This is a genomic window from Streptomyces sp. SD15 (genome assembly GCF_054462255.1).
The window spans coordinates 129,819-154,851 of the sequence record NZ_JBTLMO010000021.1; the positions used below are offsets into that span (position 1 = coordinate 129,819).

The window sequence follows — 25,033 nt, forward strand, 5'->3', positions numbered from 1 at the left end:
CGGATGCTTTGACCTCGAGTGAAGAAGATAGGTTTCCTCTCGTTCGGCCACTGGTCGCCGAGTGCGCACTCCAAGACCCGGTCCGCGGCTGACTTCCTGCACCAGTCCATCGACCTGGCGGTCGCTGCGGAGGAGCTCGGCGTGGACGGTGCGTACTTCCGGGTGCACCACTTCGCGCGGCAGGCGGCCAGCCCGTTCCCGCTGCTCTCGGCCATCGGTGCACGGACCTCGAAGATCGAGATCGGCACCGGCGTGATCGACATGCGCTATGAGAACCCGCTGTACATGGCCGAAGACGCCGGCGCTGCCGACCTCATCTCCGGCGGCCGGCTGCAACTCGGCATCAGCCGCGGATCACCGGAACAGGTGATCGACGGCTGGCGTTACTTCGGTTACACCCCCGCGGAGGGCGAGACCGGAACGGACATGGCCCGCCGGCACACCGAGGCCTTCCTCAAGGTGCTCGAAGGCGAGGGCTTCGCGCAGCCGAACCCGCGGCCGATGTTCCCCAACCCGCCGGGACTGCTGCGCATCGAGCCGCACTCCGAGGGGCTGCGCGAGCGGATCTGGTGGGGCTCCGGCTCGAACGCGACCGCCGTCTGGGCGGCGAAGCTGGGGATGAACCTGCAGAGTTCCACACTGAAGGACGACGAGACGGGCGAGCCGTTGCACGTCCAGCAGCGCAAGCAGATCGAGGCGTACCGCGAGGCGTACAAGGAGGCAGGCCACGCGCGAGAGCCGCGGGTGTCGGTCAGCCGCAGCGTCTTTGCCCTGACCAACGACCTGGACCGGGCCTATTTCGGTCACGACCGCAACTCGAGGGACCAGCTCGGCATGATCGACGACACGACCAGGGCGATCTTCGGACGCTCGTACGCCGCCGAGCCGGACGTGCTGGTGAAGCAACTCCAGGAAGACGAGGCCATCCAGGCCGCGGACACCCTGCTGCTGACCGTCCCGAACCAGCTCGGTGTCGACTACAACGCCCATGTGCTGGAGAGCATCCTCGCCCATGTGGCACCGGAGCTCGGCTGGCGCTGAGTGTTCTGCCGCCCTGCGTGCGGGCCGGCTCGGCACCGTGGTGGTCAGGCCCCCGGCTGGGCCGAGCCCCGGGCCCGGCCCTGTACCGCAGCACCACGATGGTGTCAGTTCCCCGTTCCCATCAACATTTTCTCGACGCAGTGATCGACAAGTGCTGTCCAGACCTCCGCTGCGGCAGCTGACGGGCTGCCGCAGCGACCAGGTGACATCATTCCCAGGTTCTGGCTCAACTTCTGTGACGAGTGACGCTCCGTTATGGCTCGATATCGAAGAGAGCGATGGAGGGTGGCAGCGGGGCAAGTACTGCGCGAAGGCGGTTGAGCATCGCCCGCCATTGCTTCCAGCCCTCCGGGTCGACCCAGTTTGAGGCCGACCCGGCCTCGTCGCTGACGATGCGGGCGAGGGCTTCGTCGGCAAGCGTCCGAAGATCGGTGGGAAACACGGGCATGGGGGTTTCAGGGCCGTAAGGTGTGTCGACGGGTTCGCCTCCCGGGCATTGCCCCGCGATCAGTGCGGCAGCGGCCACTGCTTCTTCCGCTTCCGTAAGGTAACCAGTGGCGTCGACAGTGCGGGTGAGGACGCCGCGGATCAGGGTCTCGCGTTCCTTGGGCTCGGCATCGTCGAGAGCGTTGGCGAAGTCCGCAGCTGTGTCGTTGTCGAAGGGGCCGGTGTCCCAGGTGCCCATGCTGATCTCCTTGCGTAGCTTCGCCGGGATCCTTACATCAGGCACCGACCACACGACCGTTTCCCTCTGGCCGGCCTCCGACTTCGGTGCGGTCAGGAGGATCTTCGCGATCCGGGGGAAGAACGAACCCGCCGCCCGTGGTCAGACTTGCATCCGATCGGGCGGGCTGAGGTCCGAGGCCGGGTGTGCGACCCCGGTTTGGTCCTGGAGCACGGTTATATGGAACGGGTAGCCTGCGCTGGCCTTCTGGCCTTCGTTGCCGAAAAGGGACTGGTGGGTAGCGTGACGCACAGAGCTAAGAAGGGATCCTCGTATAAGGGGACGTCGTCGAAGTCGATCCTTCATCAGTACGATTTCCTGGGCGACTTCTACCGGCTGACGCTGGGCCCCGAGCTCGTCTTCTCCTACGGCATGTGGGAGGAGGGCGACACACTCGAATCGGCCCAGCTGCGCAAACTCGACTACCACGCCGAGGCGGCGCATGCAGTGGGCGCGGAACGGGTGCTCGACGTCGGTTGCGGCTACGGCAGCCTCCTGCACCGACTGGTGGAGACCCACCACGTCAAGCGCGCGGTAGGGATCACGATGAGTCCCGCCCAGGCCGCGTGGGCCCGTAACCAGCACTGGCCGGGCTGCGAGGTTCGGCTCGAGAACTGGTTCGATCATGAACCGGACGGGTTCTATGACGCCATCATCGCCATCGAGGCAATCGAGCATTTCGCCGGGAATACCATGTGGCGGTCGAAGCGTGTCGCCCGATACCGGGAGTTCTTTCAGCGCTGCCATTCCTGGCTGCTGCCGGCGGGGCGTCTGTCGTTGCAGGCCAACGCATGGAATGACCGCGGCTGGCTTGCTTCCCTGGTGCTTCCTCCCCAGCAACTGGCCCCGCACGGCGGGAGTCATGTCGCCAGGGAACGCCTCGGTCTCAAGGGCGTCTACGGCGGTGTCAGGAACGTACGCGAAGGTCTTCACGCGTCGCGGAAGGTGTTCCCCGAGTGCTTCCTGCCGACCCGGGGCGAACTGACGGAAGCCGGCCGCGGCCTGTTCCGCGTGGTGGAGACGCGAAACAACCCGAGCGACGGCGTGTCCACGGTGGAGAGCTGGTTGGAGCGGGCTGAGGCCAACCGGAGACGCGGCGCGGAACTCATCGGTGAGAGCGCGGTGTCCGACATCATCAGGGAGCAGAAGACCGCACTCCGGTTCATGCGCGAGGGCCGCTTCACCGTCGTTCGTATGGTCTTCGAGAAGGTGTGAGTCGCCTTCCCCGACTGCCGAGGCCGGGCTCGTTCGCACGCGGCGCTCAGGATCGCTGGGGCGAGCTCTCTGCCCACCACAAGCTCACGCCCGACGCTTGAGCGGAGCCGATGAGGTCGTCGAAGGAGTCGGCCGCGGGACAGAGACCGCGGATTTACCACTGCACGCCGGTGGCCGGGCCAGCGCACTGGGCACGGGTCCTTGAGCGCAAGAACGGGTAGACGCTGGCCGAGCAGTCTGGTGAGCGGGGCCCGGAAGGAATGCAGCGGCTGCTGAACCAGGCGGACTGGGACGAGGACGTGGTCCGGGACCGGGTCCGTGCCTACACGGTGGAGTACATCGGTGCCGCGGACGGGGTCCTGGTCGTCGACGAAACGGGGTTCGTGAAGAAGGGTGTGCGGTCTGCGGGGGGTGCAGCGGCAGTACACCGGAACCTCCGGGGCCTGTAATTGAATAACTGAGCTCTTTCAGCGTGGCCACTGATCGGGTGACGGGATCGGTGTCCGCAACGCACGAGGCTCCCGTGCCGTTGAGGGAGGTGTTCGAAGTCTCAACCATCGGCGCAGGAGCCTCGTTGGTCCCCTAATCCGTAGTTAAGGGCGTCCCAATGGAGCGGAAGCTTCTGGGGATGCTCGAGTAGAGGGCTGCGATGCCTGCGGCGAACCGGGTCTGCTGAGACCTCTGCATAGAGCGGCGCGCGGTCCTCGTACTCATGGTGGTGGCAGCTGCGTGGGCGTCGGACGGACGCCTATTGGTTCCCCGGCCTCGATGCCCAAGGATAGATCGGCGGCGCCGGCGCCCGTGCACCTGTCACCGTCCAGCCGGTGTTGGCGCCCGCCGCACCAGCGTGCCCTGGTCGGCCTGGTGTACCTGCGCCGGCACGACACCCTCACCCAGCTCGCTGCTGGCTTCGGCATCGCCGTCGGCACCGCCCACGCGTACGCGACAACCGTCATCGATCTGCTCGCCGACCGCGCGCCCGGGCTGCTGCGCGCACTGCGCGAAGCCGACCCCGACTACGTCCTGCTGGATGGCACCCTCGCGGAATGCGACCGGGTCGGCGACAGTCGGGCCGACTACTCCCACAAGCACCGCCGACACGGGGTGAACGTGCAGGTGGTGACCGACGCGACGGGCCGGCTGCTGTGGATCTCGCCTGCGCTGCCCGGCCGTGCGCACGACCTGACCGCGGCCCGCACCCATCGCATCATCCGGATCTGCGAACGCCAGGGCATCCCGGTCCTCGCCGACCGTGCCTACCAGGGAGGATGTCGGGCCAGACCCACTTCCGCACCCCGGGTGGCCTACTTGGCGGCCCAGCAGCCCAAATTGTTCCGGTTCCCCTCCGCCGCCCGGCGCGGCGCGTCCGGCGATCCCAGCAGACCGTACGGCAGATACCCGGACCGGACACCGAGTTCCCACCCATGGACCTGGACGGCGAGGCAGGCCAGGGCGAGGGTGCCGAGGGGGAGGAGGGACCGGGGCGCGGGATCACCGGCATCGGCCTCGACGCTCTCCCGGTACGCGACCAGCCGGGCGACGAGGGCGTCCTCGAAGGCGTGCTGGTCGTCGTCGAGGAGTACGCGGAGCAGCCGCTGGTCCGCGCTCAGCGCGTCGCCGACCTCGTCGAGCCGCCGGGCGGCCTCCGCGCGTTCCCCGGCGTCCGGCTTGCGCAGCGGAACCGTAGGCCAGTCGCGGGGCAGATGCCCGGCCGCCTCGGTGAGATAGGGGCACAGGGCGTCCATGGCCGCGAGGTCGGCGGGGTCGGAGACGGAGGTGTACCGGTTGTAGGGCACGCCGTCACGGATGGCGGGCGCGTAGTCGCCGCGCAGCAGCAGCCCGGTGACCCGCTCCCAGTCCCACACATGCCCGCTGACGACACACATCTCGAACATGTCGAGCCAGGTCCGCGCGGTGGGCGCCTCCCTGACGACGTCCCGGAAGGTGATGGGCCCGTCCCCGAACTCGTCGTCGTCCGGGTCCGTGCTGATCCGCTCCCCGACGAGGGGGAACCGGAGTTCCTGGTCCCCGCTCGGGAAGCACATGATGCTCAGCACTCCGTGCACACACTCCGCGGCGGTGACGGCAACCGTGCCGGCCGCAGCGTCGAGCCCCGGCTCCGTCACCGTTCGCGCGGCGACATGGTCGAGCAGTTCGTCCGCCATGGCCCGGATCAGCGTCGGCGAGATGCTGCCGTACCGCAGCGAGTGCCACCGCGTGTAGGCCCGCCCGTCGATGTCGTCGAGCGCCTCGGCCAACCGCTGCTCGCCGACCTGATGGCATGTCACATTCCGCACGTACCCCGTCCCTTCATGAACTCCACGACTGGACGAAGCACGTTATCAACGGGCACTGACAGCACTAGCTTGATCTTTAACGTTCGAGGTCGAATGGTGCGTCGAACTTGATCACTCGGTCAGGTAACTGCCGTACGCGGAAGCGGCCTTCGTCTGAACATGTGCTCCGACCTCGGTCCGGGTGGTCAGCCGCGTTGCCGTACACATGCGCGAGGCAATCGCACGACACGACGGACGAGTTGCAGTCAACGGACGCGGGCGCGTACAACAACGACAACGGGGCCTCCTTGGGCCGCTCGGTTAGGTTCGCACCCCCGAGCTACCAAGAGGCCCCGCCTTCATGTCCGCACCACCGCAAGATCACCCGACCAGGAACCTTGTTCGACCTGCACGTTCCATGATCGGTACGACAACGGCTTCTGAGACACAAGGCTGAACGACCCGGTTCGCTGAGAGAACGACTCGATTGAGTGAGACAGGACAGCAGGTCCTTCTGCGGGCCCATGCCGCCGGGCCGTGTCCATGGGGCCACCGACGAAACTCGCTGACCTGCTGAAATGTGGTTCCTACGGCGAGGGAATCCCGCCAAGAAGTGTGGCCCTTCCCGGTGAACAGCGGTACGCCCGTGTCGTCGGTTCGGGTTGTGATTATGGCGAGCTCCCAGAAGGGCAACCCGCTGGTGACGAGGATGGGTGGAACGTCACGTATTTCCCCATCTGTAACTTCACGGAATGGGGCGGGGACACAGCGGTGTCGACACCGAGTCCTCATGCGGACGACGGAGCTGCTCCTCGTTCCCCACGGTCGCCAGGTTTTCCGGGCCGCCTGATAGCCGCGTCCAGCCCCACACTCAGCAGTCGGGCGGCCCGTCACCGGCCGCAACCCGCTGAGGAATTACGTGGGGCCGAAGCTGCCACTGACGGTTGCCTGAACGCTCACAGGATGATCTCGAAGGCGCCGGGAAGCACCGCTCGATGCATTCCGCCACCTCCGAAGCCCCATTCCGCCAGTTCGCCTGGATGCGCGGAGGCCGTTCTGAAACCCTGGTCGGCAGTGAGCCGCCGGGTGGACGCCCGGGGCCGAGGTCTGACAAGTGGCAGTTCCGGGGGGCATGGTGGCGGACTTGACGCAGTCGCTGATCGAGCATGTGATCAACGGCGAGCCGCTTGATCTGGCCACTGGTGAGGTTGTCCATGAGGCGGCGATGCGGACGTGGAATGAGGATCGCACAATTCCCGCTAGCGTGATCCGCGATATTCTTCGAGGCCGCCTGGCACCGGAGCCCGACCCGCACGGGGTGCAGCTGCGTGGTGCGCGCATTGCTGGCCGGCTCGACCTGGCGAACATCGCCACGACAGTGCCGCTTGTGCTCACCGACTGCCTGCTCACCAGCGGGCTGACAGTCCGCAACGCGCACCTGCCCGCGCTCAGTCTGGGTGGGTGTCTGCTTGAGCATCCCGACCAGCCACCCCTGGACGCTGAGGGTGTGAGGGTCGAGCATGACGTCCTGTTGGACGCAGGGTTCAAGGCGGTAGGCGGAGGCCGCAGGGGTGCGGTGTGCCTGCTCGGGGCGCGTATCGGCGGCGTGCTGAGCTGTTCGAGGGCGCGATTGCACAATGACGCAGGGCCTGCCCTGAACGCCGATCGCCTGCAGGTCGATCAGTCCGTATTCCTGATCCAGGGGTTCGAGGCTGTGGGTGACGATGCTGTGCGGCTTGTCAGGGCAAACATCGGCAGCAATCTGGGCTGCTCTCGCGCGCAGTTTCGTGCCATTGCCGGAACCGGGCTACACGCAGACGGCCTGGAAGTCGGCTCGGACGTCCACCTCCATTGCATCGCACTGGCTGTCGGCCGCAATAGCGCTGTACGGCTGGTCGGAGCGCGCATCGGAGGCCAACTCAGCTGTGACTGGGCGAAGTTGCGCAGCGATGCGGGACCAGCCCTCACAGCCCAGAGCCTGCAGGTCGGTGAGGGCGTGTTCCTCAGCGATTGGTTCGAAGCCACAGGCGGAGGACCGTCGGTGACGGTCAACCTGATGAACGCGCGCGTAGGCGGTACGTGGATCTTCGCGCCACACCGGCTGGAGCATCAGACGGACCCTGCACTCCGTCTGGACGTTGACGGGCTGGAGTACGCCGGCCTACCCGAACGGGGATGGCGCGACTGGCTGCGCCTCTTGGGCGAGGCCACCCCCGCCTACAGGGCGCAGCCCTATCAGCAGCTTGCCGCCGCGCACCGTGCTGCTGGCCACGACCGTGACGTTCGCGCCGTGCTCATCGCCCAGCGGCGGGATCAGCTGCGGCGGGCCGACGCTGGTGTCGGTGAAAGGGCGTGGGGCCGGTTTACAGGAATCACCCTTGGCTACGGCTACCAGCCCTGGCGTGCCTTGATCGGCCTCTTCGCCACCGTACTTGCAGCTGTGCTCCTCGCAGCGGCCGGGCCCGGCGCACATGGTGGCCTCGCAGCCGCCCCCGGGGATAGCATCGCGGGCCCGTGCACCAGCATCGATCGGGTCGGGGTGGGCCTCGATATTGGCCTTCCGCTGATCAAGACGGGGAGTCGTGTTCGGTGCGACACCACGAACACCACGGCCGGCCAGGCCCTAACAGTGAGCGGCTGGATCCTCCAGGCGCTCGCCTGGGCCTTTGCCACCCTCTTCGTCGCAGGGTTTACCAGCGCAGTCCGCAGGACCTGATCCGGGACTCAACTGCGAACGCCCAACCAGTCGACAAGCCAGGCGAGTTGCCTGTTTGGGGCCCGCCGGTTGCGCCCACGTCGTGGCGGGTTCTCAGAGCGGAAAGCCTCTGGTGGCGATGTATTCGAGGGCAGTGACGAAGATCTCGAAGGGGCCGGAAGCACCGCTCGGCGCATTCCGTCACCTCCGAAGCCCCATTTCGTCGGTTCCTCCCATGGCCTGGCGCATCTCGTCAGTGATTTCACGGTTGTTCTCGCTCACCGCCCCACCGTGGACGACCGCCCCCGAGGGTGGCCATACCGCGAGGTCACCAAGCTGGACGCCGTACGGCGAAGCTCTGGTCAGCCGGTGATCGCCCATGGCAGGCTCTTGCTCTCCAAGCGAGGGGAGCATCTCGATGAAGGGTTTCGCGGAGACGGAAGGCGAAGTGTGTCCGGACTGCAAGGCGGGACCCGGTCCTGAGAACGCCTGCGTCGGGGTGGGGATGCCTATCCAGATGTGGCACACGCCTGACTGCCCGCAGTGGACCGTCATGCAGATCAACTTTGAGGCGGGCTCCCGGCGCATCAAGGAACAGGACGCGTGGGCCAAGGGTGTCTTCCCGGCCGTGCACGAACGTCTCCAACAGGCTGCCGCCGCGATGCCGCCGGGCACGCCTGCTCAGCCGTTCATCGATGCCCTGACCGAACTGGTCCAGGCGCAGGCCGACACCACTGGCTTCGTCGTCCTGCACCGCTGGGCGGAAATCCTGGAACAGCACTTCCCGCCCCAGCTGCCCGACCCCGACCACACCACCGACTAGGCACCCGCAGGTGCCGACCACGGCGGCGCGCACCCCGACCATGACCCCGACCACGGCAGTTCAGCGCGTTGGCGTACCTCGCCGACCGCCCGCGCGCCCGGCGTTCCTCGAGGAAGCCCTCGGGGAGGGCGCCTTCTTGGCGGGCTTGGCCGGCACCTCGGGCACGTCCGTCTCGCCGCGCGCCGCCCGGGCCTTGCCGAAGCGCTGCCCTCGGACGAGGAGATCACCCGCGTCCGGCGGCTGATCAAACGGGTCCGTCACGGCCTGGACGACCTCACCGGGGAAGAACGCACCGCGATCCAGCAGGCAGTCACCATCGTTCGCCGCGGCCGACAAGCCGTCCCCCTTGGCATGCCGCGGATCCGCCAGCCTCTGCCTGACCTGCGTCCGGAGAGGCCGACGTGACCACCAGCCCCCTTGCCGATGGGCGGCGGGCCGACGCAGAGCGCCGCCGCCAGCGTGTCCTTCAGGCCCTGGACCAGGCGATCCGTGACGGCGCGGACATCTCCGTCTCGGGCGTGGCCCGCGCCGCTGGAGTCGACCGAACGTACTTCTACCGGCATCGTGACCTGCTGGAAGTCATCCATGTGGCAGCTGCGGCCCCGTCCCCTTACGACGGGCAGGCCACGGTCAGCCGGGCCTCTCTCCAAGCGGATCTGGCCAACGCACACGAGCGCAACAGCCGCCTCACCCGTCGTGTCAGGCAGCTGGAACAGCGACTCTCGCAGGCCCTGGGTGAACAGGTCTGGGCCGAATCCGGACTCGGGGCACCAACCGACATCGACCAGTTGCAGCGCAGGATCACGACGCTCGAACAGCACGTCGTCGACCTCCAAGACCAATTGGACGAACGCACCCAAGAACTCGACGCCGCCCGGGCAGCCAACCGGGAACTCACCCGCAACCTCAACCAGGCGCGATGATCCAAGCTGCGGACCGTGGCCACGGACGAGCCTGGTGCCGACCTGTAGTGCGTCAGACGCCGGCGGGACACGTCGCGTGCAAGCCGTGCAGCCGAGAGGGGCCTTTCTCGCGGAACCATTATCGGTGGGCTGCGGCGGCGGTACGGTCGTAAGCCCGAGGGTGCAAACGAGGGGGCGGGGATGCTGGAAGCGGCGTTGGCGGCACTGGCCGCGGCGGGCGGCACTGCGGTGGTACAGGCTGCGGGTACCGACGCGTGGCACGGGTTCAGGTCGCGGGCGGCCCGACTGCTCGGCCGTGGGGACCAGACACGCGAGGCCGCAGAAATGGAGCACCTGGACCAGACCGCGGCGGCGCTGGAGTCTGCTGACAGCGGCGAGGTGCAGACAGCTGAGCGTGTCCGGATCGCTCAGGAGGCGTCCTGGCAGACCCGCTTCGAGGTGCTGCTGGAGAGCGCGAGCGACCGGGAGGAGCTTGCCCGGCTCACCGAAGGGCTGCGGAAACTGGTCACCGAGCAGACCGCTCGCACGGTCAGCGGCAGCATCGTCTCGGGCAACACCTTCCACGGTCCCACCGCGATCCAGAGTGGAAACGAGAACCGGCAGGACAACCACTTCGGGCCGGAGAGGTGAGCGAGCCCGGCGGCGCGGAACGTGCGCCCGCCGAGGTAGCCGCGAACATCTTCCAAGGACCTGCGGCGGTCCAGCAGGGCAGCCACAACACCCAGAACAACTTCTTTGGGCCAGATCACGAAGCCTTGCGCGCACGCTGGCTCCAGGCATACCTGTCGGCCGCCCGACGGGCCGGCCATGACAGGCGCTATCCCGGGGTACTGCCCGAGACAACACCACCGCTGTCAGCCGTCCACGTCCGCCAGCAGGCCACGCCCATCTCAGCAGTGCCCCAACAGGGTTCAGAGGAAGGCGCCGCAGCCTCAGAGAATCTGCGGGGAGCACTGCCAGCGGATGAGGTCCTGGCGGCGGGCGAGTCCTGTGTGATCCTCGCAGGGCCCGGGGGAGGCAAATCCAGCCTGCTGCTTGCCCGCCTCGCTGACGGGGTGTCGCGGTGGCTGGCCGGCCAGGACGACAACGCGGTGCCGGTTCTGGTCCCGGCTGAGGCCCTGGCTTCGGCTCCGGTGGCCGACGCCCTGGCTGCGTTCCTGAGCAAGGACATGAGCGGGCTAGCAGAGGCGTTGCCCTCGGCGTTCTTCAGCGCCCCGCCCTCTCCCGGTGCTCGGTGGCTGCTGCTGGTCGACGGCTTGGACGAGATCACCGACTCCACGGTTCGGCGCAAGGTCTTGGACCGCTTGAAGGCGACTGACGGGCCGCATGTCGACCTGTACCGGTTCGTCCTGGCAACCCGCCCGCTGCCCCAAGGGGAGATCGATGTCCTAGGTTCCTGGGTGCCTCGGTACGAGCTGCAGCCCTTTACCTTCGAAGATCTTCCCCGAGTTGCCCGCCTCTGGTTCGACCACCTTTCTGACCCCGACAGCGTCACCGAGAGGTTCATCCATGCCGTGAGCCGCACCCGGCTGACGGAGCTGACCCGCATTCCGCTGATGGCCTCCCTACTCTGCCAGCTGCATGCCGATGCCCCCGACCAGGACCTGCCCACCAGCCGTGGCCAGATCTACCGAGATTTCATCGCCCTGCTCCACAAGCGTCAGCACGTCTCCAGTTCCCCGGATAACCCAGGCCGACTGCGTGCCGGCCTTGACGCTTACGGAACTGACGCCCTCCAGCGTGCCGAGGAGCTCCTTGACCGTCTCCCGGACCTGATCTCCCACCTCGCGGCAGAACGGGGCAGGGGCAACGACCACCCCGCGCTCGACATTGTCGAGTCACAGCCCCACGCCCAGCGGCCCGCACGCGTTCCGCCCGACGAATGGCGGGCCTTTCTCGGCAACAGCCTGCTCCACAGCGGGCTGTTGACTGTTCGCGCGGGCGACTATGCCTTCCTCCACCAGACGCTCCTCGAATATCTGGCAGCCCGGCACGCCACCCGCGATAGGCCGGCACGCGCCCAGGCCCTCAACGACCTATTCACTACGAACCGTTTCAGGCCGTGGTACTGGAGCGCGATGCCGTGGAACGAGTCCTACGTGGGCTTCCTTCTGGAGGCCGCGGACATCAACGCTCCCGATGTAATCGAGGTTCTGCGCCGTCTGGTCAGGCGAGGGAAGGGCCCTGCCGGCATGTTCCTGGCCAAGCAGGCACGGCTGGGCACCCCACTCCCAACCGAGATCGCCCGCGCTGCTGTTGACGCACTCCGTCAGAATTCTTTTGTGTTGATCGGCGGCGGCGAGGCGATCGGATCGAGTGAGGCCATAGTCTGGCTCAGCGGCGGAGGTGACCACGACGTGCTCTTCAGCCGTGCGAGCGTCGGACATCCCACTACGCGCGTGCCAGCAGCCGAGGAACTGATCCGGCTCGGCGACGAGCGCGGCGCGGATCTGCTCGTCGACATCGCATGCGACGTAGAGCACCTCCCGGCTGACCGTGGGCTGGCAGCCAGGGCTCTGATCCGGCTCGGCGACGAGCGCGGCGCCGACCTGCTCGCCGACATCCTCCAGTCCCAGCAGGCTTGGTTGCGCGATCGGCTGCACGCTCAGGCCGCACCCCCGGTGAAGCTATGGCGGTGGGTGAAGCGAACCCTGACGAGACCCCCACATGAGCCACCCGAGAACCCCGCGCGGCTACGGGGCGCAGACCACCCCGAGACCCTGCTCATCCGCCACGAGATCGCTCAGGCAATCGGAGAGGAGGGAGATCCAGACGCGGCTGCCACCGCGCTCGAAACGCTGCTAGGCGACTTGGTGCGAGTAATGGGACTCGACCACCCCCACACTCTCACAGCCCGCAACAACCTCGCCCACTTCCGGGGCATGGCGGGGGACGCGGCCGCCGCGGCCGCCGCCTTCGAGGGACTGGTGGCCGACCGGGAAAGGGTCCTCGGACCGGACCACCTCGAAACCCTCATTGCCCGCAGCAACCTAGCCCACTGGCGACGTGATTCGGGCGACGCGGTCGGCGCCGCCGCCGCCCTCGAACATCTGCTGTCCGACATGGTGCGGGTGCTGGGCGAGGACCACCCCGAAACCCTCTACAACCGGTACGACCACGCGTCCTGGCGTAAGGAGGCGGGGGATGTGGACGGTGCCATCTCTGCCGTCGAGCAGTTGCAGCAGGACATTGCCCGGGTGATGGGCCCGGACCACCCCCAGACCCTCCACATCCAGCGTGATCTCGCCCGCTGGCGAGGCGAGGCGGCCGGTTCGAGCGCGTCGTAATGTCCGAACGGGCCACGCGAACAGTATGACCGCTGGCCTTCCTTGGCTTAGCGACCAGTGCCCCAGCATCTTCACAACGTTGAGTAGCCGGAGCCAGTTACGCGGGAAAGCCCGTACCGCTCCATTCGTCGTCCGCGACCACCCAATCACCACCCGAACCGGGGATAGCGCCACGCCTGTTGCGCTGTATATGTTCAGCCGCATTAGCGCTGAGCTGCATCAACGCGAGAACAACGGCACCGCAACAGCTCGGACCCCCAGAGAAAGTTCATAGCCGCGGCCCATCTCTCCGTACGAGACCTCACGGTCCTCGACTTCGCACCAGTACCGGCGGCGGACCAGGCCGGTGCGGTAGCCGTCCGGCAGCGCGGCCAGGGCGGTGACCGTACGGCGGCACGCTTCTTCGCTGTCGCCGTCGTGGTGGGAGCAGGTCGCGCTGTCGATGTGTAGCAGGGTGCGGGTCATGGTGCTGGTCGGCGCGGGCAGCTCCAGGGCGCGCTGCTGGCTCTCGTGGGCGCGGCGGGTGTCTCCGAGCGTGGTGTAGGCGTGGCTGAGGTGCACGTGGTGCTTCTGCTCGGAGTAGGTCAGCCAGGTGTCCGACCGCTCGCCCTCGGGGAGCCGTTCCATGAGGGCGTCGGCGGCCGCGAGCGCGTCGCGGGCCTGGTCGTCCTGGTGGTTGAGGGCGTAGGCGCGGGCGGCGACGGCGGTCGCCAACGTCGCCGCGGCCGTGGGTCGTTGCCCGGCGGCGTGGCGGGGCCTGGTCGGCGAGACCGGCCGCAGCCCTCGGTGCGCCGTAGTTGAGCGGGACCATCGCCTCGCGGGCCCGGACCCAGGCGTGCAGCTGGTCGTCGCCGGATTCGGTGACGTGGTGCGGGGCGGAGCGTCTTTGGTCGTCGTCTGGGGGAGCTGTATGTAGGTGTGCGTCGGTTGTCGGCGGAGTTGTTGGCGCTCTTTGCAAGTCCCCATCCGCTGCTCAGGAGGTCCCCAGACCTGCTCACCGTCGTTCCCCATCCAATCGGGGCGCTCGCCAGCAGTGGAGCGTTGATCGTCCGGATTCGCCCGAGAGTTGGCCCGTACCTGGGCGGACGGTGTTCTTGAACCGGGCTCCGCACGAAACGGGGGGACCTATACCTCTCGTACGGCATTCAGGCAGCGGGTGCCTTGGGTGCGCAGAGCGTCGGCAAGTTCGGGTGGGGCGTGGGTGAGGGTGAAGTCGGCGTCGACCGAGGTGATCATCCACGCGAGGTCGCGGGGGGTGTCGGCGCCCAGGTGCAGCAGGCAGCTGTGGTCGGCGACGGGTTCGATGACGCCCATGCCGGGCCAGATGCGGTCGGCGACCGCTGCGGCGGGCTCGTGCAGGGTGATGGTGGCCTGGAAGGGCCACGTCTGCGACGACAGCTGGTGGGCCAGATAGGTGGCCACGTCGCCGTCGGGGAGTTCGCGGGGGGTGAACTGCGGGCCGGTCGGGGTGCGTGGGGTGAGCCGGTCGATGCGGAAGGTGCGCCAGTCGGTGCGATGGGTGTCCCAGGCGACCAGGTACCAGTGGCGGCCGAAGCTGACCAGGCTGTGCGGCTCGACCGAGCGGATGCTGTGGCCGTGGCGGGGGCTGGTGTAGTCCAAGCGCAGCCGCTCGCGTCGGCGGCACGCCTCGGCAATGGCCATGAGGGTGTCCGCGGAGACCTTGGGGGCCGGGGCCTCGCCAGCCCGGACGGTAGCGGTGTGCAGGGTGTGCACCCGGTGCCGCAGCCGGGATGGCAACACCTGCTCCAGCTTGGTCAGTGCGCGCAGGGAGGACTCCTCGATCCCGGTGACCGAGCCGCCGGCCGCGGTGCGCAGCCCGATCGCGACGGCGATGGCCTCATCGTCGTCGAGCAGCAGCGGGGGCAGCTTTGCCCCGGCGCCGAGCCGGTATCCGGCTGTGCCCTGGGTGGCGTGCACCGGGTAGCCGAGCTCGCGCAGCCGCTCCACATCGCGGCGCAGGGTGCGTCGGCTGACGTCGAGGCGTTCGGCGAGCTCGGCGCCGGACCAGTCGCGATGGGTCTGCAGCAGGGACAGCAGCTTCAGCAGCCGCCCTGAAGTATTCAGCATGTCTTCAGACTGCCGGAAGCTTAGGACCGAAAGTGACCTCAGCAAGCCCTAGCTTCGCAACCATGACGAACGCGATACCCGAAATCCACCCCTTCCGCATCGACATCCCGCAGGCCCACCTCGACGATCTCCACTCGCGTCTGGCCGCCACCCGCTGGCCGGACGAACTGGCCGGTGTCGGATGGAGCCGCGGCGTTCCGGCGGCGTACCTGAAAAGCCTCGCCGAACACTGGCGCACCGCCTACGACTGGCGGGTGCACGAGGCGGCGCTCAACGAGCACCCCCAGTACATGACCACCATCGATGGGCAGAACATTCACTTCCTGCACGTGCGTTCTCCCGAGCCCGATGCCACGCCGCTGATGCTGCTGCATGGCTGGCCGGGCTCAGTGGTGGATTTCCTCGATGTCATCGGGCCCTTGTCCGATCCCCGCGCGCACGGCGGCGATCCGGCAGATGCCTTCCACCTGGTCGTCCCCTCGCTGCCGGGGTTCGCGTTCTCCACCCCGCTGGCCGGGCCGGGCATGGGCGCGGCCACGATGGCCGGGGCACTCACCGGGCTGATGTCCCGCCTCGGCTACGCGCGCTATGGCGTCCAGGGATACGACACCGGCTCGTGGGTCGCCTTGGAGATGGGCAAGCAGGCCCCGGACCACGTGATCGGCATCCACGTCAACGCGATGATCACGTTCCCGGTCGGCGCGGAGGGCGAGATGGACGGCCTCACCGAAGTCGAACGACGACGCTGGCAGGCCATGCAGAACTTCAACGACGGCTACCTGCAGTGCAACTCCAAACGGCCGCAGACGGTGGCCTACGCCCTCACCGACTCCCCTGTCGGCCAGCTGGCCTGGATCGTGGAGAAGTTCAAGGAGCTCACCGACCCGGAAGATGGGCTGCCCGAGGACAGCATCGACCGGGACCGCATCCTGACCGAGGTCTCGCTGTACTGGCTGACCGGCACCGCTGCTTCAGCCGCCCAGGTCTACTACGAGGAGATCTCCGCGAACACATGGAGTGAGGCCGGAGCTGACGACTGGAGCACCGACTCCGCCACCGCGCACGACACCGGGTGGGGCGACGGTCAGGACGACTGGGCAGCCGGTCGGCGTGGGACGGTGCCCACCGCCGTGCTGGTCTCCACCCACGACGTGACCATCCGCCGCTGGGCCGAACGCGACCACAACGTCGTGCGGTGGACCGAACTCGACCGCGGTGGTCACTTCCTTGCGATGGAAGTCCCCGACCTGCTCGTCAGCGACGTCCGCGAGTTCTTCGGCAAAGCGCGCTGACAGGGAGATCCGAACCTCAACTGGCGGGCGAATCAGCCTCATCATTGAGCGTGCAACCAAGTGGGGAGAGGAGCAGGGGCGGGGATTTTCAGGGTTCTGGCCGCGGTTGCGTGATGGCTACGGCTGGATGATGACGCGGACTCTCGACAGCGAGCACGAAGCATGCCCGTAGATCTGGCGCATGCTCGCGATCCTCAGGGAGGCAGCCAGTGAAGCCCTGGATTTGGCCACGGACCGTTTCGCTCTGCCTGTTTGCAAGGCTCAGTACGGTGGTCGACCGTGGACGATTCCGTACGTGTCGTCGAGGTGGTCGCCTATGATCCGACCTGGCCGGAGCGGTTCGAGATCGAGCAACGGCTCTTGGCGGACGCGCTGCCTACGGCGCTGAGCATCGAGCACATCGGATCGACAAGCGTTCCTGGGCTGGCGCGCTCGCGGTGGTGCTGGGCGGGGATCGCCTCGTACAGGTCCAGGGCGCGGCGGCGGACCAGGCCGGTGCGGTAGTCCGCGGGCAGCGCTGTCAGGGCGGCGACCGTACGACGGCACGCCTGCTCGGTGTCACCGTCGTGATGGGAACACGCCGCCGCGTCGATGTTCAGCAGGGTGCGCGTCATGGTGCTGGTCGGCGCGGACAGCTCCAAGGCGCGCTCCTGGCTGACGTGGGCGAAGCGAGTGTCCCCGAGCGTGGTGAACGCGTGGCTGAGGTGGACGTGGTGCTTCTGCTCGCCGTACGTCAGCCACGTGTCCGACCGCTCGCCCTCGGGGAGCCGGTCCATGAGGGCGTCGGCGGCCTCGATCGCGGCGCGGGCCTGCTCGGGCTGGTGGTTGAGGGCGTAGGCGCGGGCGGCGACCGCGGCCGCCAACGTCGCCGCGGCGGTCGGCCGGTGCCCAGCGACATGACGGGCCCGTTCGGCGAGGCCGGCCGCCGCCTTCGGGGCACCGTAGTTGAGCGGGACCATCGCCTCGCGGGCGAGGACCCAGGCGTGCAGCTGGTCGTCGCCGGATTCGGCGGCGGCCCGGGCGGCCGTGGCGAACCAGGCACGGGACTCCCGGCGGCTGCCCAGGTCGTGTAAGACGATCGCGGTCATCCCGGCCATCTGCCCGGCTGTGCGGCACAGCCGCGCCCGTACCGGTGCGGGCTGCGGGACGGTGAGCAGCGGGCGCAGGGTCGTGAAGTCGGTGACCAGGTCGGCCAGGACGCGGGTGGGCTGCTGGCCGTGGTAGCCGTACCCGTAGCTCTCGGCTGCCGCTTCCAGGTCGGCCAAGTCCTGGGGTGCGTCGGGGGAGAGGGTCTGGTCGACGTCGGTCCGGGCGGCGGTGAGGGCGGCGAGGGCCGGTGCGGTGAGGCCGGCGGCCAGTGCGCCGCGCAGCAGGTTGCGGCGCTTCATCGGATCATCTTCTCCATGGTGGGACTCCGTGCTGTGGGCGGCGGTGTCTTCCCAGGGTTGCGCAGCGAGCCCCAGTAGGGCACCGGGAATGCGCAGTCCGCCGGCGATTCTCTCGACAGTTGCCAGCGCGGTGACAGCTGCGGTGCCGCGGGCGATCTGGCTGACCCGCTCGGATTTGAGCGCACACGCCTCCGCGATCCGGTTGAAGGAGATCCCCACGTCGTGGGCCATGGCGAAGACCGTGGTGAAGTCCCGCTCGCGCAGGGCCCGGACGAACACCGGGTCGGCCAGCAGATGGCGCGGCGCCTGGGCGGGTGACGGCGGTAAGTCGTCCACAAGTCCCCCAGAGCTCTCGTGGAATGACAGTGCGTCAGCCCAACGACCATACCCACCGTGGGGGCCCCGTCACGGGGTTATCGCCAGGGTCCGCCGTGGCTGTACTGGGGGTGTTCGCGGCCGCGGCTGTCCAGGGCCCGGCTACCAACCCCGCAGGAGGATTCCATGCAGAGTCCCGCCACGCCCCCGCCCGCCACGTCCGGGCCGTCGACCGGCGGCCTGGTCCGCTCCCGCCGGGCGATCGTCGCCGCCCGGGGCCGCAACGCCATCCCCTCGGACGGCGGCGGCACCGGCAAGAGCGACGGCAACGACTGACGGATCGGGAGCCCTGACGCGATGACGGATGTGTCCATCGCGGCGTGCCTGGGCGAGGACTTCCTCGCCCAGGCACTGCACCGCGAACACCGCCACGTACCCGGCGCGCTCGACGTCGCCGGACTGATGACCTGGGACGACCTCAACCAGATCCTGGCCGGCCACCGCCTGGAGCCGCCGCGCATGCGGCTGTCCCGCGACGGCGAGACGCTGCTGGTCGGCGGGTACACCACGCCGGTGGCCACGCGCCGCCACACCGTGTGGCACCGCCTCCACCCGGCCGAACTGCACACCCGCCTCCAGGAGGGCGCATCCCTCGCCCTGGACAGCGTCGACGAACTCCACCCGCCCATCGCCCGCCTCTGCGAAGCGATCGAGCGTGACCTGCGCACCCGCGTGCAGGCGAACCTCTACGCCTCGTGGACCAGCACCGAGGGGTTCGGCGTTCATTGGGACGACCACGACACCGTCATCGTCCAGCTGGACGGCGCGAAGCGGTGGCGGATCTACGGCACCACCCGCCCGTTCCCGCTCTACCGCGACATCGAGGACCCGGGCGAGGCGCCCACCGAGCCCGTCGCCGAACTGGTCCTCCATCCCGGCGACGTTCTGTACGTGCCGCGCGGCGTGTGGCACGCGGTCTCAGCCGACCAGGGAGTCCGCTCCCTTCACGTCACCTGCGGCCTGCAGACCCACACCGCGACCGACCTGATGGCGTGGGTGTCCGAGCAGCTGCTCACGCACGAGGACTGGCGCCGCGACCTGCCGCTGCTCGCCGCGCCGGACGTTCAGGCCGACGCCGTGGACGGGATGCGCAAGCGGCTCGCCGAACTGCTGGACGACCCGGCGCTGCTCGCCCGCTACCGGGCCGCGATGGACGGACAGGCCGTCGGCCGGATGGTGCCGAGCCTGCCGTACATCGACGGCGTCCCCGCCGACGGCGGCCTGCGGGTGCGACTGACGACCGCCCGCGCCGTGCTGGACGTCGGCGAGGACGCGGTGACGCCCGGCGCAGGTCTGCGCCGATGAAGTCGTCCAGGAGGCTCAGGAGCGTCTCGTAGTCCGGGCGGAGGCTGTCGCTGAGACCAAGGAGGGTGACGACCTGCGTGGGCCAGCGCCGTGTCGAAGCCGGCCTGGATGGGGACCCGCCGCGGCAGAGCGGTGCGGGCCGCCTCGGCTGTGATGCCGATGTCCGCCAGCAGACGCTGCTGCTCAGGATGGAGAGTGCTGTAGCGGGTGCACTGCAGATACAGCCACTCGCCGTTGAGGATCTGCGTGCCGGGGAATCCCGCGGCTGCATCGGGCGGGCCGGCGACCGCGGCGTGATCGCGCGCCCGGTAGTACGAGCGCTGCCACTGCACCGACCAGGGGACGTTCCACCACGGGTCCAAAACCGAGAGAGCCTGTGCACGGTCCGGCGCTATCGCCCACGCTCTGGCCTGGACGTTGCTCAGCCATTCCCCAAGCCGATAGGAATCGACCACGGTGTCCTGCGGGACTGCAAGATTGCCGTGTTCGCGCACGTAGCGGCTGGCATGCACCAGGCCGGCCGCGAAGGCTTCGTCCGCCTGCCGGCTGTGTCCGCGCCGCCGCTTACCCTCCGCACTACGGCCGCTGGACCCCATACGCGCCCGTACCGCGAGCTCGTCCACCAGAGGACGCTGACGGTGCGCCGGAGCCACCGCCCACATCGCCTGCTCCGCAACCCTTGTCCCGCCATGCGCCCGCACGCACTGATACGCCCACGCAAAGAGAGGACCCGATGTCTCCTGCGCCAGCTGCTCCGCGTACCAGGGCCGCCGCACACAGCCCGCAACAGCAGTCAAAAGCGACGGCAGATCAGCCAGGCGAAAGGGAACATGGCCCTGCGCATCGGCCACCACACCGCGCCGGAAGCCGTCACTGGCCAGCAGCGTGGCCAGGGCAACGGTCTCCGGATAGATCACCAGCTCCCGAGCCACAACCCGCCACGCATCCTGGTCCAAGCCGTCACTGTCCAGGCTCCGCAGCCGTGCCGACCACAAATGCTCCCGCGGCCACGACTGCCACCACCACGACGAGGTCACCGCCCGCGCCACCTCAAAAGCATCCGACGCCAGCACGGAACGACGCAGCAGCCTCACATGACGGCGCTGGGCGTCCAGCACCTGCCCGCACCCGGCCAGGTCCACCACTCGGCCCGCCGTGCCCGGTATATGCATCAGCCACCGGCGATGAGACAGACAAACCCGCTGCTGCGGCCCCAGATACAAGCGAGCGGCCTCCCTCCTTCCGGCACGCCGCGCCGTGCATTCAGGGCAAGCCGGCCCCCAGCACCGCACCTTCTCCGCGGTGTGGTGAAACTGCGCTGCCGGCCCTATAGCGAACCGTCGACGGGGCTCCTCCTGCGCCCAGGCAGGCAGCGCCCGCAACAGGCGATCCTGCGGGACACGGCACAGCTGCGCCACCCGGTCCCGGGCCTCCTGGTTCAGATAGATCTCACTGTCCGGCCGCGCCCTGCCCATCGCGTTCGGCAGCCCGTCCACATCGACGACCGCCGCCAGCAGGTTCCTGAACGCCATGCCGTAGCGCGCCGCCAGCCGCATCAGAAACGACTGCGTCATCTCGCCCTGCAGCGGGCCCACGCGCAGCACACCGCTCGGCAGCGCGATCCCCCCGACTGCTGCCGGTGCTCGCGGTCGCCGCCATGAACCAGCCGGGCCCGCCCGGACCCCCGGTACCCCAGGCCGGGGCGGCGCGGTACGCCATGGCGGTCACCGTCGGCGCGCCGGATCCGTCCTTGCGGATGTCGCAGCCGCACATGGCCCTGCCCGCTGTGACCGGCGCCGCCGAAGCTGATCCGCTCCGGGCCGCCCTGGACGCGGTGTATGCCGCCGTGGCCACCTACGGCGAGGACTGTCCGGCACTGCTGGAAGAGATCAGGTTCGTGAGCGCAGGACGTGCCTGAAGTGCCCCGACTGCTGCCCATTCGATGCCGAGTTCGGCGAGTGCGGTCCGTTGCTGCTGGGTGAGTTTGTCTCGCCTTGTCCGGGTGTTGGAGATCCACACGCCCAGCTTCACGACCACCGGCTCTGCTTCGCCTTCCACCGCGATTTTTTCTGCGTGGGGTCTGGGGATGCGGTGGTGGCCTTCGCGGGCGATGTACTGGGTGAGGGCCGTGAGGCCGCGTTGGAACGCCTGTTGTGCTTTGCTCGGGCCCTTCATCGTGTGCTTGGCTGTTGGGGCCGGGGCGGGCCGTTCAGCGGGTGTGACGCCCAGTTCCGACAGCCGTTCCTGCTGTTCTTCGGAGAGTTCCGTCCAGCTGCGGCGTTGCCGTTGGAGCCATCGTCCGAGGTCGTCGCCTTCGAAGGTCACGCCGGGTTCGATCGCCGGGAGGATCCCGCCGGCCTCGGTGTCGGCGAGGTCGGCGAGGACGCGGTGGTGGCGTTGCCAGTCCAGCGGCCACGGGCAGTCCCAGTCCGGGTCGATCGCGGCCAGCTGCGCGGCACGGCCCGCGGCGCGCTCGGGGTCCTTGCCGAGCCCGCCTTTCCTGCGGAGGTTGGCCATGTGCTGCCCGATGGGCATCAAGTCCGCCCCTGTTGCCAGACTCGCGCCCTCGCCCCACACCGCGTCCTGCCTCGGGGCAAGGTGCCCGTGTGCACGGTGGTAGGAGCGCAGCATCGCCAGCTTGGTCTCCCAGGCTTCTTCGCCAGGTTCCCACACCATCCCGGCGTCGTCCGCGTCCAAGAGCTTCTTACGCCGCTCCTCCAGCTCCCCCGTCCGGAGGGCTTTGCGCTGCTCGTGGATCCAGCGTCCCAGGGGGAAGGTAGTGACCCCGAGTTCGACCTCGGTGTCGTAGGGAACGGCGTGCAGGCCGGTGATCTCGTTCTCGGCCCGCCAGCGGATGAGGGCTTGGTAGCCCTCCAGCCATACCAGGGATTCGGGCCGGTAGACCCGCGTGCGCAGGAAGGCGGCGATGGTCGCCGGGTCGCGGGGGGTGGAGAAGTGCAGCAGTGCGGACTCCACCGCGGCCTGCGTGTTGTCCTGCTCCTGGTGTTTGCTGCCTGTCCCGCCGGCGCCGGTGATCTGCCCGTTCTCGTCGCGGACGAGATGGTGCAGCTTGGCTCGCGGTGGCCTCGACAGCGCCCGGGAGGCGAGCTGTTCCACGAGTCGTTCGTCATGCGAGCGCAGGCCCTGGAGCACGGCTACGAGAGGGCGGAACGAGGCGGAGGCGACCATGTCGTCGGGGTCCTCGCCGGGCTCCAGGAAGACGGGCACGATGATCCTGGCTACCTTCGTCGTGCCGTCCGGGTTCGGCCGCAGGGCGCGGCCGATGTTCTGCACGATCTCCACCTGCGAGCCGCGGGTGTCGGCGAAGCAGATGGCCTCGACTCCCCGCTCGCCGACGATGTCCACGCCTTCACCGAGGACGCGCACGCTCGCGAGGAAGGCGCGGTGCACACGTCGGTTGTTGGCGTCGATGCCGCCTGCGAACTGCCGTAGCACCTCGCGCCGTTCGGCGACGAGGTGGTCGCCGCACAGCCACGTCGACCACACGCGGTCCGGTGGGACGTGGCGGCCGGCCTCGAGCTCGTAGAACTCCGCGTCGATCGACGACTTCGGCAGCGCGTCCGCGTCGGCCAGAGCCTCATCGGACGCCTCGGTCACGTACAGCTCCGCGGCCGTCTGAGGCATCTTCTCCGCGAACGCGGCCGCCTCCTCCACCCGCTGGTGGAACGTCATGACCGTACGCAGGTTGTGGCGCGCGGCGTGCTCCAGGAGCGCGGTCTGCAGCAGCGCCAGACGCCGGCCCCGCAGCGCCTCCTCCGACAGCCCGAGCACGGGCGAGGGGTCCCGGATCTCCAGTACGTCGATCTCGAAACCGGCGAGGATGTTCCGCTCGATCGCCTCGGACAGCCCGAGCTCGTAGATCCACTCGCCGTACATCCCGTCCGGGGCGCTGGTCATGGAGGCGACCTCCAGCTCCTGGCCGTCTGCGCCCTTCTGCGGGCGGGGTGAGGCGAGGATGCGCGGGGTGGCGGTGAGGTAGAGCCGGAAGTCGGCCGGGATGCGGGTGTTGTCGTGGATTGCGGCCCAGGGGCGGCCGATGTCCCCGGCGAGTCCGTGGGCTTCGTCCAGGACGGCGAGGTCGAAGCCGTCCATCGTCTGGCCGTACAGCCGCTCTCCGCCTGCCAGAGCGGCCTCTAGCGGCCCGCGCACTTTCGCCCGGCCGGTGATGTCCTCGGGGTCCTCGCGGTCCACGAGGGAGGCGTACGTGGCGAACACGACGACGGGCCCGTGTCCGGCCCACAGGGCGAGCTGGATGGGGTTCGTGGTCGTCCGCACCGCGAGTTGCTCCAAGACGTCGTCCTTCTCCAGCGAACACACCGCGGCCATGGGGCCGTTGTGACCGACTTGGCGCCAGGCCTGTGCGGTCTGCACCAGAAGGTCCAGCGTGGGGACCATGACGAGGACCCGCCCGCCCCGGAAGCATTCCAAGGCGGCCGCGGCGGTGGTGATCGTCTTCCCGGAGCCGGTGGCGGACACGACCGTAGCGCGCGCTCCCTCCGAGGGCACAGATGATCTTGCAGGGAATCCAGCCCACTTGCGGATACGCGTATTTGCGTCCATCTGGTGTTCTCGAAGCTGGATCACAGCAATTCTCCGGGTTCGGGAAGGACCTGTTCGACCGAGGCAATCTGGTATGCGCCCTGCTGGTAGAGGCCGCCTGGCCGTCCATAGATGGTCCAGGCCCGGTGGGCGGCTTCACTGAGGGAGGAGGCCATCATGTGGACGGTGAGCCGTGGTTCGCCCGGAGAGCCGGCCCGCTGGGCGACGATCCGGTAGATCCGATGACGCAGCATCTCGGCCGGTGCCCCGCCGTGTTGCTCTGCAGCGGCTACGTCAAGGGCCACACGCTGCATCCGCTGCTCCTCACGGCGGCCTACACGCGGATCCTGTCCCGGCGCGTAGACAGGCATCTGTTGCTCCGTCATCACGTGGGCGATCCGCCCCCATTCAGCGCACTCCCACATGGCGATCACCAGCTCACTCAAGTTGAGGATCTCTGCCGGTCCTCCGCGTGCACGTTCCTCGCGCTCCCGGGAGAGCCCCGCATGCGTTTGCACCTGGCCGAGGACGAGCCCGGCGGCCTTTCTCGTCACACCGAGCCGGGCTATTTCAGCCGGAAGATATTCGCAGACTGACATGATCCCCGCCCTCTCGCCGCCAGAGATGTGTCTCCTGTTTCCACCAACTCTACATGCAGCATCAAACCGATGATGCGTTACAAACTGAAACCAGAACACGAACGAGCGCCCCCGCCCTCCGTAGCTAGCCAGGCCCGCGACAGAGGGCCCCAAGGTTCTGGAGGCGAAGCCGGAAGGACCGCCAGGCGGGGGAGCGCAGCGGACCCGCCCCAGGAGTGCGAAGCACTCCCCAAGTCCCCTTATGAAAAGCAGGAGTAGTCGCACCTGGCACACCGTCAACCCCGGGCCGCGCTGCGCGCTGCCCGCCGGACGCGAAGCGGCCGGCTCCTTCTCAACTCCCGAAGCGAAGCGGAGGGAGTTGGCCCGGCGAAGCCGGGCGCGGTGAGCGAAGCGAACCGCTGCACTTGCACATCGCGCAGCGATGTGGTACCCGCTCCGCGGG

At 68.5% G+C, this 25,033-nt stretch carries 19 protein-coding genes and 3 pseudogenes; 14 read left to right on the forward strand and 8 right to left on the reverse strand.

Annotation, left to right across the window (positions count from 1 at the left end):
• Positions 1-18: 18 nt before the first annotated feature.
• Complete coding sequence (locus ACX28W_RS22145; protein ID WP_459000779.1) at positions 19-1,041, forward strand: LLM class flavin-dependent oxidoreductase; 1,023 nt, start codon at positions 19-21, stop codon at positions 1,039-1,041.
• Positions 1,042-1,294: 253 nt separating this feature from the next.
• Here the strand turns inward: ACX28W_RS22145 and ACX28W_RS22150 are convergent, their stop codons facing one another.
• The gene (locus ACX28W_RS22150; RefSeq protein ID WP_459000781.1) at positions 1,295-1,726 is read right to left on the reverse strand and encodes a DUF4259 domain-containing protein; all 432 of its coding nucleotides are present in this window, start codon (positions 1,724-1,726) and stop codon (positions 1,295-1,297) included.
• 219 nt (positions 1,727-1,945) lie between these two features.
• Between ACX28W_RS22150 and ACX28W_RS22155 the strand changes: the two genes are divergently transcribed.
• The 3 genes and pseudogenes from ACX28W_RS22155 to ACX28W_RS22165 all read left to right on the forward strand — a co-directional run.
• Positions 1,946-2,980 (forward strand): SAM-dependent methyltransferase, encoded by a 1,035-nt coding sequence (locus ACX28W_RS22155; protein ID WP_459000783.1) that lies wholly within the window; start codon positions 1,946-1,948, stop codon positions 2,978-2,980.
• A 200-nt stretch (positions 2,981-3,180) separates the two neighbouring features.
• Positions 3,181-3,421, forward strand: a pseudogene (locus tag ACX28W_RS22160) (transposase); the annotation flags it as partial.
• Between the two features lie 381 nt (positions 3,422-3,802).
• Positions 3,803-4,246, forward strand: a pseudogene (locus ACX28W_RS22165) (transposase); the annotation flags it as partial.
• 38 nt (positions 4,247-4,284) lie between these two features.
• Here ACX28W_RS22165 and ACX28W_RS22170 read toward each other — a convergent pair.
• On the reverse strand, positions 4,285-5,277 hold the full coding sequence (locus ACX28W_RS22170) for an immunity 49 family protein (protein ID WP_459000785.1): 993 nt from the start codon (positions 5,275-5,277) through the stop codon (positions 4,285-4,287).
• A gap of 1,123 nt (positions 5,278-6,400) precedes the next feature.
• On the opposite strand from ACX28W_RS22170, the gene ACX28W_RS22175 reads away from it, so the two are divergent.
• Complete coding sequence (locus ACX28W_RS22175) at positions 6,401-7,972, forward strand: hypothetical protein (protein ID WP_459000787.1); 1,572 nt, start codon at positions 6,401-6,403, stop codon at positions 7,970-7,972.
• 532 nt (positions 7,973-8,504) lie between these two features.
• Positions 8,505-8,774, forward strand: a complete 270-nt coding sequence (locus ACX28W_RS22180; RefSeq protein WP_459000789.1) for a hypothetical protein — start codon at positions 8,505-8,507, stop codon at positions 8,772-8,774.
• 60 nt (positions 8,775-8,834) lie between these two features.
• On the opposite strand, the gene ACX28W_RS22185 is transcribed toward ACX28W_RS22180, so the two are convergent.
• Positions 8,835-9,110, reverse strand: a complete 276-nt coding sequence (locus ACX28W_RS22185) for a hypothetical protein (protein WP_459000791.1) — start codon at positions 9,108-9,110, stop codon at positions 8,835-8,837.
• A 65-nt stretch (positions 9,111-9,175) separates the two neighbouring features.
• On the opposite strand from ACX28W_RS22185, the gene ACX28W_RS22190 reads away from it, so the two are divergent.
• The 3 genes from ACX28W_RS22190 (at position 9,176) to ACX28W_RS22200 (ending at position 12,984) form a co-directional block, all read left to right on the forward strand.
• Complete coding sequence (locus ACX28W_RS22190) at positions 9,176-9,697, forward strand: DUF6262 family protein (protein ID WP_459000793.1); 522 nt, start codon at positions 9,176-9,178, stop codon at positions 9,695-9,697.
• Between the two features lie 180 nt (positions 9,698-9,877).
• Positions 9,878-10,327, forward strand: coding sequence for a hypothetical protein (locus tag ACX28W_RS22195; RefSeq protein WP_459000795.1), 450 nt, complete (start codon positions 9,878-9,880; stop codon positions 10,325-10,327).
• On the forward strand, positions 10,324-12,984 hold the full coding sequence (locus tag ACX28W_RS22200) for an NACHT domain-containing protein (RefSeq protein WP_459000797.1): 2,661 nt from the start codon (positions 10,324-10,326) through the stop codon (positions 12,982-12,984). The genes ACX28W_RS22195 and ACX28W_RS22200 overlap by 4 nt, the downstream gene beginning before the upstream one ends.
• Positions 12,985-13,203: 219 nt before the next feature.
• Here ACX28W_RS22200 and ACX28W_RS22205 read toward each other — a convergent pair whose 3' ends face one another.
• Complete coding sequence (locus ACX28W_RS22205; RefSeq protein WP_459000798.1) at positions 13,204-13,698, reverse strand: hypothetical protein; 495 nt, start codon at positions 13,696-13,698, stop codon at positions 13,204-13,206.
• Positions 13,699-14,109: 411 nt separating this feature from the next.
• Positions 14,110-15,072 carry a helix-turn-helix transcriptional regulator gene (locus ACX28W_RS22210; RefSeq protein ID WP_459000800.1) on the reverse strand — a complete coding sequence of 321 codons (963 nt, stop codon included), beginning with the start codon at positions 15,070-15,072 and terminating at the stop codon, positions 14,110-14,112.
• A gap of 62 nt (positions 15,073-15,134) precedes the next feature.
• Here ACX28W_RS22210 and ACX28W_RS22215 point away from each other — a divergent pair, with 62 nt between their 5' ends.
• The 4 genes from ACX28W_RS22215 to ACX28W_RS22230 all read left to right on the forward strand — a co-directional run bounded on the left by ACX28W_RS22215 (position 15,135) and on the right by ACX28W_RS22230 (position 19,432).
• The gene (locus tag ACX28W_RS22215) at positions 15,135-16,364 is read left to right on the forward strand and encodes an epoxide hydrolase family protein (protein ID WP_459000802.1); all 1,230 of its coding nucleotides are present in this window, start codon (positions 15,135-15,137) and stop codon (positions 16,362-16,364) included.
• Positions 16,365-16,670: 306 nt separating this feature from the next.
• Positions 16,671-16,868, forward strand: a complete 198-nt coding sequence (locus ACX28W_RS22220) for a GrpB family protein (RefSeq protein ID WP_459000816.1) — start codon at positions 16,671-16,673, stop codon at positions 16,866-16,868.
• Positions 16,869-18,253: 1,385 nt separating this feature from the next.
• Positions 18,254-18,403 (forward strand): hypothetical protein, encoded by a 150-nt coding sequence (locus ACX28W_RS22225; protein ID WP_167358666.1) that lies wholly within the window; start codon positions 18,254-18,256, stop codon positions 18,401-18,403.
• Positions 18,404-18,424: 21 nt separating this feature from the next.
• Positions 18,425-19,432 (forward strand): cupin domain-containing protein, encoded by a 1,008-nt coding sequence (locus ACX28W_RS22230; protein ID WP_459000804.1) that lies wholly within the window; start codon positions 18,425-18,427, stop codon positions 19,430-19,432.
• 368 nt (positions 19,433-19,800) lie between these two features.
• Here the strand turns inward: ACX28W_RS22230 and ACX28W_RS22235 are convergent.
• A pseudogene (locus ACX28W_RS22235) lies at positions 19,801-21,036 on the reverse strand (Helicase associated domain protein); the annotation flags it as partial.
• Between the two features lie 53 nt (positions 21,037-21,089).
• On the opposite strand from ACX28W_RS22235, the gene ACX28W_RS22240 reads away from it, so the two are divergent.
• Complete coding sequence (locus ACX28W_RS22240; protein WP_459000806.1) at positions 21,090-21,350, forward strand: hypothetical protein; 261 nt, start codon at positions 21,090-21,092, stop codon at positions 21,348-21,350.
• On the opposite strand, the gene ACX28W_RS22245 is transcribed toward ACX28W_RS22240, so the two are convergent.
• Positions 21,287-24,037: a helicase associated domain-containing protein gene (locus tag ACX28W_RS22245; protein WP_459000807.1), complete on the reverse strand. Its 2,751-nt coding sequence runs from the start codon at positions 24,035-24,037 to the stop codon at positions 21,287-21,289. The genes ACX28W_RS22240 and ACX28W_RS22245 overlap by 64 nt on opposite strands.
• On the reverse strand, positions 24,034-24,591 hold the full coding sequence (locus ACX28W_RS22250) for a hypothetical protein (protein ID WP_459000809.1): 558 nt from the start codon (positions 24,589-24,591) through the stop codon (positions 24,034-24,036). Before ACX28W_RS22250 ends, ACX28W_RS22245 begins: the two co-directional genes overlap by 4 nt.
• Positions 24,592-25,033: the final 442 nt, after the last annotated feature.